Genomic DNA, 9,148 nt, shown 5'->3' on the forward strand with positions numbered 1-9,148 from the left:
TTTCCCTAACTGGTTAACGATTTTTTTTCATTTTACCTCATTTTTTAAAAGTCTCATACTTATTTGAAATGACTATAGTATTGAATAGTCATCCGTAAGTAGAGAATATAGAGAATATAAAAGTGCTTCAAAGGATATGACATCTACTATATTTTGGCAGCAATACCTTGCAATCAATATCTACCATTGAAAGCCTCCATTGGTTGATGGCTGACAGCTTCGATCCCCAGCAACTCAACGATTCACAACAAAAGCGCCTTGGAATTAATTGGGGTAGTTGACGCTCCCCCGTCACAGCGTAGCTTGACGGGGAATTCTGCCTTCACAGCTTGATGCCAAGTAAAAGCAGTGCCTTTACTTAGTCTTACTCTCGCTCCAGAAGCTACGGAGGTATGTCCTACGTCTCAAATTTGTATACCTTGATCTCTAATGTATTTAGCTGCATTGATGTTTCTATCCTGGTGAGGCAGACATTAGGGCATTCCCACTTTTTGATATCTAATGAAAGCCAATTTACAGCAGATTGCAAGCTTATAGACCGCAATATCAGCATTTAGAAAACCAATTTCTTAGATATTTACTATTAATTAAAGTAAGTGCGAAGTGCGACCAGAATTGAGTAAGTGTGGAGGCGAGGTAAAACACAATTATTAAACGATTATCAAGTACCCAAAGACCATAAACTTGTCTAATTAAGGGCGGTTTACATACTGTTAAATAGCTCTCTTTACTCCTGCTTACCTAGTTATCAGATGGAAGAAACTTGAGTTAAATAATGACATAATCTTCGCCAAAAATAGCTTGATTAACCGGCGGTTCCGGCTCTATTAGGTCGCTGTAATGAGTGTCAATGTATTTCATGAAACTTTCCCGATAAGCTTTGAGATGCGAGTTAAGTGCTTCGATATCCTGCTCTCCTGTCGCAAAACCCCTCTCTCTTCTGAACTGACCGGATTCCTTAACAAAAGCCATGTCAACTTGCCACAAAGCTGAATCCACCGGGCGATATGACAAATCAACAATATCGTAAGCTGCGAAGCCTTGGGACTTCATAAAACTCATTACATCATACATCTGACCGAACAAAGTAACTTCTACAATTACATATTCAGTCTGCTGCAAAATCTCAGTTGCTCCTGCTAAAACATCTAATTCCTGTCCGTCTACATCAACTTTAATTAAATACGGGCTTGGCAAATTTCTTTCCCTGCATATTCCATCCAGGGTAATTGCTGGTATGTTTCTCACATAAGGATTGCTGCTGTCATTAACGCAATTTTCAGAAATTGAAGAATGCAACATAGATGGACTGATGTTAAGCGTGAAAACTCCCGCTTCTTTGCTCGCTGCCGCAATAATGTACTCTGCACTTTTGAGCTTGCGACAAATTTTGGCTAGATAAGGTTCATTTTCGGCGATGGGTTCTATTAGCAAATGTCGCGAATTAGGGAAAGTATCATAAAGGTTAAAAGTTCCCAATGCCGCACCGACATCAATCACAGTTTTGGGTTCAAAACCTAACTGTTTAGCCAGCATCAAGCTGCCTGACATCGAGTTTCTCAGAATTCCTGTTTGTTGTTGGCTCACAATTTTTTCCTCATTTCAAGGTGAATATAATTAATATTATGTCTTGTGGCAGAGTTATTGTATGTCCGAATAAAGAAACGAAGCAATCGAAATCTTGGCGATTGCTTCCCTTCGGATCGCAATGACAGAAATAGGTTTTAACTGAGATGTTGCACCATTCTCAATAAGCTTTTTATGGACAGGCAAGATGTGAGTTTCAATGCAGCCTGCTGCTATTTGGCGGATTTATGCGCCTTGTTTTCCGGTTCTACAGATTGCAAAGCTTCGTCGAGAATGGCACGCGCTTCTTCAGCTTTACTTCTAGCTTCTCGATAGCGGACATTAGCTTGAGCAAAGTTTTTTAGAACCTTGAAACCATCTTTCAAACGACCAATTTCCTCGGCAGTCACAGCCTCATCGGTAAACAAAATGTCGATCGCCGCCCGGATTTTGAGTGCTTCTTCGCGGGATTCCATCACTTTCAATTTGAGACTTGCCAAATTGCTCAAAATCTGTACAGCTTCAGTAATCGCGTCCTCCCCTTCAGACGCAGCATCTTCGATATCCTTAACTTCAACAAACTGCTTGGGCCCAAATCCCTCCACGAGTTCCGTGGGCAGCTTGCCCTCATCCATGAGATCCATCAGCCGATCCATCGCTTCTTCCCGGGCTTTGGCTGAATCTTTCCCTTTGACAGTTAAAATAATTTCGGGGCTTTGAGGAAGTGTATAGCGAACCATATTTTGACAGCCTGTGCGCGAAAACAATTGAATGATATTTTATCTTTATTCGATCGCCAGTTGCAGCTATCAATCTGCTCCATTACCAACCGCTGGCCAAAAGTTGACACATATACACTCAAAAGGAACCCTCGGCAATGAAAGATAAATTTCTTAACTTGCTTAACTTCATTCTAGTAGCTGATGTATTTTTCGTCTTTGCCAGTTTTGCGTGGTTTGCAATCGCAGTAGCAGGTCGATCGACTGGGGTGAATCTCGGTTTTGATTTGTGGTACAGTCTCTGGCAGCCCGTATTTAATCCCGCCCTCGGAATTCTTATGGGTGGTGCTATTCTCAGCGGTATAATTAACCAAGTTTCTAAACGCCTCAATCCGAAGTAAAATTGATGTTTTGTGGGAGACGGTGATTGGCGATGCTACTTAGTTGGCGATCGAACTTGTGGGATACGTCAGAGATGAGGCACTTAATTAGGTCGATGAAGCTTGAAAATACATAAGTAGTCAAAAGTGAGTGCAACACTCCCCAAAGGAGCGATCTCTTATGAAAGCAATCACAAAAGTTATGATTGCTTTACATTTTGTTACAGGGTAAAGTTTATTTTCGTCTACCTATTTAGGTCGGAAATAAGGATGGGACGATCGGGAGCTAAAAAAAATCAAGTCATGTTCTGAGTAACAAAAGTCGGGCATTAATTATGGGAGAACAAAAATGTATCGGTATCCTCACCAGCGGGGGTGACTGTGCAGGCTTAAACGCAGTTATTCGAGCCGTTGTCTACCGCGCAACGGGAACTTACAATTGGAAAGTGATGGGGATTCGTCAAGCCACCAACGGATTGATGAGTCGTCCCCCGGAAGCAATTCCCTTGGATATTGAGAAAGTAGACTCGTGGCTCACCATTGGCGGTACGATGCTAGGCACGACAAATAAGGGCGACCCTTTTGCATTCCCGATGCCGGATGGGACTATACGCGATCGTACTGAGGACATCATCGAAGGCTATCATCAACTAGGTCTGGATGCCTTAATTGGCATTGGTGGCGATGGCAGTCTTGCCATTCTCAGGAAGATTGCTCTACAAGGAAATTTGAATTTAGTTGCTATTCCTAAAACTATTGATAATGATGTCGGAATTACCGAGCGTTCCATCGGTTTTGATACTGCTGTCAATATTGCTACTGAAGCACTAGATCGCTTGCATTTTACTGCCGCCAGTCACAGTCGTGTCATGATTGTTGAAGTCATGGGACGCGACGCTGGACATATTGCAATTAGTGCCGGAATTTCTGGGGGAGCTGATATAATTCTGATTCCCGAAATCCCTTACAAAATTTCCAAAATCTGTGCCCAAATCCAAGAACGCCAAGACCGGGGAAAAAACTACTGTTTAATTATAGTAGCGGAGGCAGTTCGCACTGAAGAAGGGGAGTTAGTAATGCACACAAATCGCTTAGGTCAAAGTCGATTAGGCGGAATTGGTCAGTATTTAGCTGATACAATTTCTGACTGCAGCGGTGCAGAAACTCGCGTCACCGTTTTGGGACACATTCAACGCGGAGGGACTCCTTCATCGCTAGAAAGATTAATTGCTTCTGCTTTTGGCATCGCAGCAGTTGATTTAATTGCCGAAGAGAAATACGATTGCATGGTATCTTGGCAAAAGCGGGAAGTTGTGAGCGTTCCTCTGGAAGATGCGATCGCCAAATACAGACCTGTAGAGTTCAATGGTACTCTGGTTAAAACGGCCCGCGGTTTAGGGATTTGTCTGGGAGACTAAACAATTACCCATCCGAGTTCTCAAAGATTTAGTCCGGGACGCACTCAGAAGCAAGAAACCGGGTTTTTCAACCGAGACTGAGGGTTTTAAGCTAGTGTATTGTTGTAAAAAAACCAAGGTGATGACCGTCTGTGCTTCCAGGACTAAGATCGACCTGGAAGCAGTGACGTTTCAACTTTTTAGTGTAACTTGCAATCAGTTGCGATCGAGTATCGACCCAGAGCGCGATCGCACTCGGAACTACAAAATACCGCAACAAGTAGAAAGGTGAGAAATTGACACCATTTACTGCACAAATTAGAGTGCGCCATTACGAAATGGACGCCCTCGGTCATGTCAATAATGCTGTCTACCAGCATTATTTAGAACATGCTGCAATCGAACATTTAGAACACTTGGGATTTACACTCGATCGCTACCGGGAACTGGGTGGCGTCTTTGTAATGCGGCGAATAGAGATTGACTATTTGCGATCGGCCGCTGCGGGCGATCGATTGGAGATATCCACTTGGATCGAACAAATGCGCGGCCCGCGCGCTGTCCGCCGCTACGAAATTCGCTTAGCTGGAAGTGACGAAATCTTGTTAAAAGCCGAGGCGCTTTGGGTTTGGGTTGAAGTTACAACCATGCGACCGCGAGCAATTCCCAAACAAATAATTGATATTTTTGAATCACAATCTCAAGCATTACCAACATAGAGAAAAAATCAACTATTATATTTGCAAAATCCTGTAAAAATCTATTGGTTTGTAGTGAGGACTTTCGTCCTCTATTCCACGTTTGTAGTGAGGACTTCCGTGTTCTATTCCACGTTTGTAGAAGTGCAAAAAGTTGATTGTCGCCGGGGCCGCAAATCCCGATGGCAAAAAGTCGGATCGCCCGCCTGCCAGTTTGGATGTCACAGAGGTACGATGGAATATAGGGAGGGAGGCCAAGCCGGCGAAGGTTAAGCTTGGTGACAATACCCACAGGAAGGAAAAAATGACACTTAACTTGCGGCGACCGATTTTAATAGGCGGAATAGGACTTTCAGCAGCGCTGTGGCTGCTGGAAACTCTACAGCATTCGGGTTCAGAAATGGGCGAAACGGCACTCATCGGCTTGGCTGCTGCCGGTGCGGGGTATTGGTGGTGGAAGCAACAATCCCCCAAACTCGAACTCGCACTCCCGCAACCCCTGGCCAACCGGGAAGCAGCCGAAAAAGCGATCGCGACTTCCGAAGCCACTATTAAATTGCTGGCTTCAGAAGCTCCAAACTCCGCCGATCCGGCGAATCTAACAGCAAAGCTCGATCGGCTCAGAAGCGAATTAGACAGACAAGATTTGCGGATTACCGTCACGGGCGGCAAAGCTGTCGGCAAAACTGCCTTAATTCAAGTTTTAAATTCTAATTGGGCATCTCAACACCCGCAAAAGCTTAGTTTACAAGAAACAGCACCGCTATTTGCTAATACAAATGCCGATGCCAAAATCAATGGTGATTTAGCGCTGTTTGTGACAGCGGGCGACATCACAGATTCCGAATTTCAAACATTATCTCAGCTAGCAGCAGCAGGTCAGCGCGTGCTGCTAGTCTGGAACAAACAAGACCAATATTTGCCAGAACAGCAGTCGCAGGTTTTGAACTCTTTGCAGCAGAAAATGCAAGGAATATTGGGAACCGAAGATATAATTGCGATCGCAGCTTCTCCCAATTCTATTAAAGTGCGCCAGCACCAAGCGGACGGCACGTTTAAAGAACGCATCGAAAAACAAGTCTCTCAACTCGACGCACTGACGGAAAGATTGACTAAAATCTTAACTGAAGAACGGCAACAGTTGGTCTGGGCGAGTGCAGTGCGCGAGGCTGCAAGTATCAAGTTAGAGGCAAAAACCTTATTAAATGCAGTCAGGCGCGATCGGGCAATTCCCATTATCGAACAATATCAGTACATCGCCGCAGCCACCGTGTTTGCTAATCCGGTTCCCGCTTTAGACTTGCTAGCAACAACCGCCATCAGCACCCAGCTCGTAATCGACCTCGGCGCTATCTACCAGCGAAAGTTTTCCTTAGACCAAGCTAAGACAGTAGCGGCTACTTTGGCTAATCAAATGTTCAAATTGGGATTAGTAGAACTGTCTACCCAAACTATTACTGGACTGCTGAAAAGCAATGCCGTCACTTATGTAGCAGGAGGCGCGGTGCAGGGAATTAGTGCAGCATATTTTACCAGAATAGCAGGACTGAGTTTAATTGAATATTTCCAAAGTCAAGAACTGGAAAATGCTCCCAAAGGCATTTTCAATCTCGACCAGTTGACTAAAACTTTGCAAGCAGTATTTACGCAAAATCAGCAAGTTTCCTTCTTGCAATCTTTCGTCAACCAAGTGGCGAGTCGCCTTTCATCTCAGGTATCTGGACCCGAAACCGTTAAGTCGGCGGCCAATTAAGTAAAATAAAGGAACAGGAAAGATGCCTGTTCCACAAGACAGTTTTTCTGTTGTGGAACAGGCATCTTTCCTGTTCGCCGGCCGAACCAGGCAACCAGTTAATATTTTCCTTCTTCCTTCTGCCTTCTGTTATACAATCAAATAAAGTTTGCACGATGATACAAACTCAACCAAAAATACTAAGCTTTGAAGAATTTCTAGAAGATAAATCCGAAAACAGATGCTACGAACTCCACGACGGGGTAATGGTTGAAATGCAGCCAACAGGAGAACACGAAGATATCACAGCATACCTTGTTCAAGAATTTACGCTGCTCTACACCCAACTGCAACTTCCATACCGCATTCCCTCGAAAGCGCTAGTTAAGCCACCAGCTAAAGATACAGGATATATTCCTGATGTTTTGCTATTAAACCGTCAGGCTTTAGCGTCGGAACCCTTATGGTTGAAGTCAGCAACAATCACCCAAGGAACATCTATCCCGCTACTTGTTGAAGTTGTCAGTACCAACTGGCGCGACGATTATCTCAAAAAGTTGGCAGATTACGAAATGATGGGCATCCTCGAATATTGGATTGCGGATTATGCTGCATTCGGCGGAATACGTCATATTGGCGACCCCAAAGAACCCACCATCTCGGTTTGCCAGCTTGTGGACGGAGAGTATAGAATTACACAGTTCAGAGGGAGCGATCGCATTATTTCACCTACATTTCCCAATATGGAGCTGAACGTCGATCAAATTTTCCGAGGCGGAGCCTAGTGTTAGGGAAAAGAACAGGCTTTCCGGCCTGTGCCACAAAAAATTTTTGTTATTGTGGAACGGGCATCTTGCCCGTTCAATATTTTTTGGAAAACTCACCACTAAAAAATTATAAATTTATGAAAAATTGTATTAAAATAAGAAATAGGATTTATAATTCGACGATCAATTATACCTGCTTAAAAAAGCCGATCGCCAATGGCTGACAATTCCCTTCAAGAAAATCGCTTATCCCTTGCCCGCGCCAGTTTGCGCGAAGCCCTGGCGCGCTATTCCCACCTGCGCCAAGGGAAAAAAAACTCGAATAATACAGAATTAGAAGCGGCGCTGCAATATCAGTTAGATATCTTAACTTCCACCTCAGAAAAACTAGACCACAACATAATCCGCATTGCTACTTTCGGCTTAGTCAGCCGTGGCAAGTCAGCCGTATTAAACGCGCTTTTAGGTCACAAAATTCTGCAAACAGGCCCTCTCAACGGCGTGACTCAGTGGCCGCGTTCCGTGCGCTGGAGTGTGCCTTTATCCTTCCTTGACAGCGAGGAATCCCCCCAACCCCCCCTCGGTAAGGGTGAGAAAGGAGGGGTGCAAGTAGAATTAATCGATACTCCCGGACTTGATGAAGTTGGCGGCGAAGTGCGCGGCGAAATGGCGAAACAAGTAACTCGCCAAGCTGACTTAATTCTGTTTGTCGTTGCAGGCGATATCACTCGAACTGAATATCAAGCACTGTGCGAATTGCAAACAGCTCAAAAACCAGTAATTTTAGTTTTTAATAAAATTGACCTTTATCCAGAATTAGACAGAAAAGCTATTTACCAAAGTTTGCAAGCGCTGGGAAATTCTGAAGAGTTAGCAGCCGCTGCGGTAACAGAGCAAACAGATAGCGAAAATTTGTCCGATCGCCCAAACAACTCCTCCGATAAATCTACCGCAAAATCACCGCCTAAAATTGCCAAATCATTAGAAATAGTCATGGTAGCCGCCGAACCCGCGCCGGTGCAAGTGCGGGTGGAATGGTCCGACGGAAGAGTAACTAACGAATGGGAGTCGCCACCCGCGCAGATAGACGAACTAAAACATAAAATTTTGACAATTCTTAACAGAGAAGGTCGATCGCTCCTCGCTCTAAATGCTTTAGTTGAAGCTAGAGATGCCGAAGCACACATTGCCCGTCACGTTCTCAAATTGCGGCAAACAGAAGCCGAAGATTTAATCTGGCAATTTGCAAAATATAAAGCTTTGGCTGTCGGTTTAAATCCAGTGGCATTTTTGGATGTAATGGGAGCAAGTGTCGCAGATTTAGCCTTAATTCGCTCTTTATCCAGACTTTACGGCTTACCCATGACTGGTTACGAAGCCGGCAAACTTTGGCAGACTATTTTCTCCAGTGCTGGCGGCGTACTTTTGGGAGAATTGGGTAGCAGTTTTCTGTTGGGATTTGGCAAAAGTGCGGCGGCTGCGGCCCCGCACATCGGCTTTTCTACTTTTGCCGGAGTCGCTGTAACTCAAGCTAGTTTAGCAGCTTACGGAACCTACGCTGTCGGTCGTGCCGCCCAAGTTTACTTAGAAAAAGGCTGCACCTGGGGCCCCCTGGGACAAGATACGGTAATTCAAGAAATTCTCGCCACCATCGAGCGTAATACAATTATCGATCGCTTGCAGCAAGAGTTTAAAATTGGCAATTAAAAATTGCCCTAGTAGTTGAGTATGGTGCGTCAGGATAGGGTTATTTGTGAATAATCGAAGAGGTAGGATCTGACGCACGCTATTGCTTATATTCTTATACTATTGCTGGGGGGGTAACAACCAGCCTGAAACCCATACTTTGTAAGGATTGAGCCAATCCGCTGCTCAAAAAAGATAGGCAG

Annotated in this window: 9 protein-coding genes; 7 read left to right on the forward strand and 2 right to left on the reverse strand. The window is 44.5% G+C overall.

Annotation, left to right across the window (positions count from 1 at the left end; translation table 11 throughout):
- Positions 1 to 768: 768 nt before the first annotated feature.
- Both QUA45_RS26175 and QUA45_RS26180 read right to left on the reverse strand, forming a co-directional pair.
- Entirely contained in the window at positions 769 to 1,587 is an 819-nt protein-coding gene (locus QUA45_RS26175; RefSeq protein ID WP_333222681.1) for an FkbM family methyltransferase, read from the reverse strand.
- 212 nt (positions 1,588 to 1,799) lie between these two features.
- Complete coding sequence (locus QUA45_RS26180; RefSeq protein WP_333098762.1) at positions 1,800 to 2,306, reverse strand: hypothetical protein; 507 nt, start codon at positions 2,304 to 2,306, stop codon at positions 1,800 to 1,802.
- A gap of 137 nt (positions 2,307 to 2,443) precedes the next feature.
- Between QUA45_RS26180 and QUA45_RS26185 the strand changes: the two genes are divergently transcribed.
- The 7 genes from QUA45_RS26185 to QUA45_RS26215 all read left to right on the forward strand — a co-directional run bounded on the left by QUA45_RS26185 (position 2,444) and on the right by QUA45_RS26215 (position 8,966).
- Positions 2,444 to 2,686: a hypothetical protein gene (locus QUA45_RS26185; RefSeq protein ID WP_333069256.1), complete on the forward strand. Its 243-nt coding sequence runs from the start codon at positions 2,444 to 2,446 to the stop codon at positions 2,684 to 2,686.
- A gap of 314 nt (positions 2,687 to 3,000) precedes the next feature.
- Positions 3,001 to 4,083 (forward strand): ATP-dependent 6-phosphofructokinase, encoded by a 1,083-nt coding sequence (locus QUA45_RS26190; protein ID WP_333098764.1) that lies wholly within the window; start codon positions 3,001 to 3,003, stop codon positions 4,081 to 4,083.
- 118 nt (positions 4,084 to 4,201) lie between these two features.
- Positions 4,202 to 4,354, forward strand: a complete 153-nt coding sequence (locus QUA45_RS26195; RefSeq protein WP_333222683.1) for a hypothetical protein — start codon at positions 4,202 to 4,204, stop codon at positions 4,352 to 4,354.
- 4 nt (positions 4,355 to 4,358) lie between these two features.
- Positions 4,359 to 4,781: an acyl-CoA thioesterase gene (locus QUA45_RS26200; RefSeq protein ID WP_190735045.1), complete on the forward strand. Its 423-nt coding sequence runs from the start codon at positions 4,359 to 4,361 to the stop codon at positions 4,779 to 4,781.
- A gap of 283 nt (positions 4,782 to 5,064) precedes the next feature.
- The gene (locus QUA45_RS26205; protein ID WP_333098772.1) at positions 5,065 to 6,513 is read left to right on the forward strand and encodes a slr1306 family protein; all 1,449 of its coding nucleotides are present in this window, start codon (positions 5,065 to 5,067) and stop codon (positions 6,511 to 6,513) included.
- Between the two features lie 155 nt (positions 6,514 to 6,668).
- Positions 6,669 to 7,277, forward strand: coding sequence for a Uma2 family endonuclease (locus QUA45_RS26210; protein WP_333098775.1), 609 nt, complete (start codon positions 6,669 to 6,671; stop codon positions 7,275 to 7,277).
- 198 nt (positions 7,278 to 7,475) lie between these two features.
- Positions 7,476 to 8,966 (forward strand): DUF697 domain-containing protein, encoded by a 1,491-nt coding sequence (locus tag QUA45_RS26215; protein ID WP_333222685.1) that lies wholly within the window; start codon positions 7,476 to 7,478, stop codon positions 8,964 to 8,966.
- Positions 8,967 to 9,148: the final 182 nt, after the last annotated feature.

Origin of the sequence: Microcoleus sp. Pol12A5, from assembly GCF_036701435.1 — a bacterium.
GTDB lineage: Bacteria > Cyanobacteriota > Cyanobacteriia > Cyanobacteriales > Microcoleaceae > Microcoleus.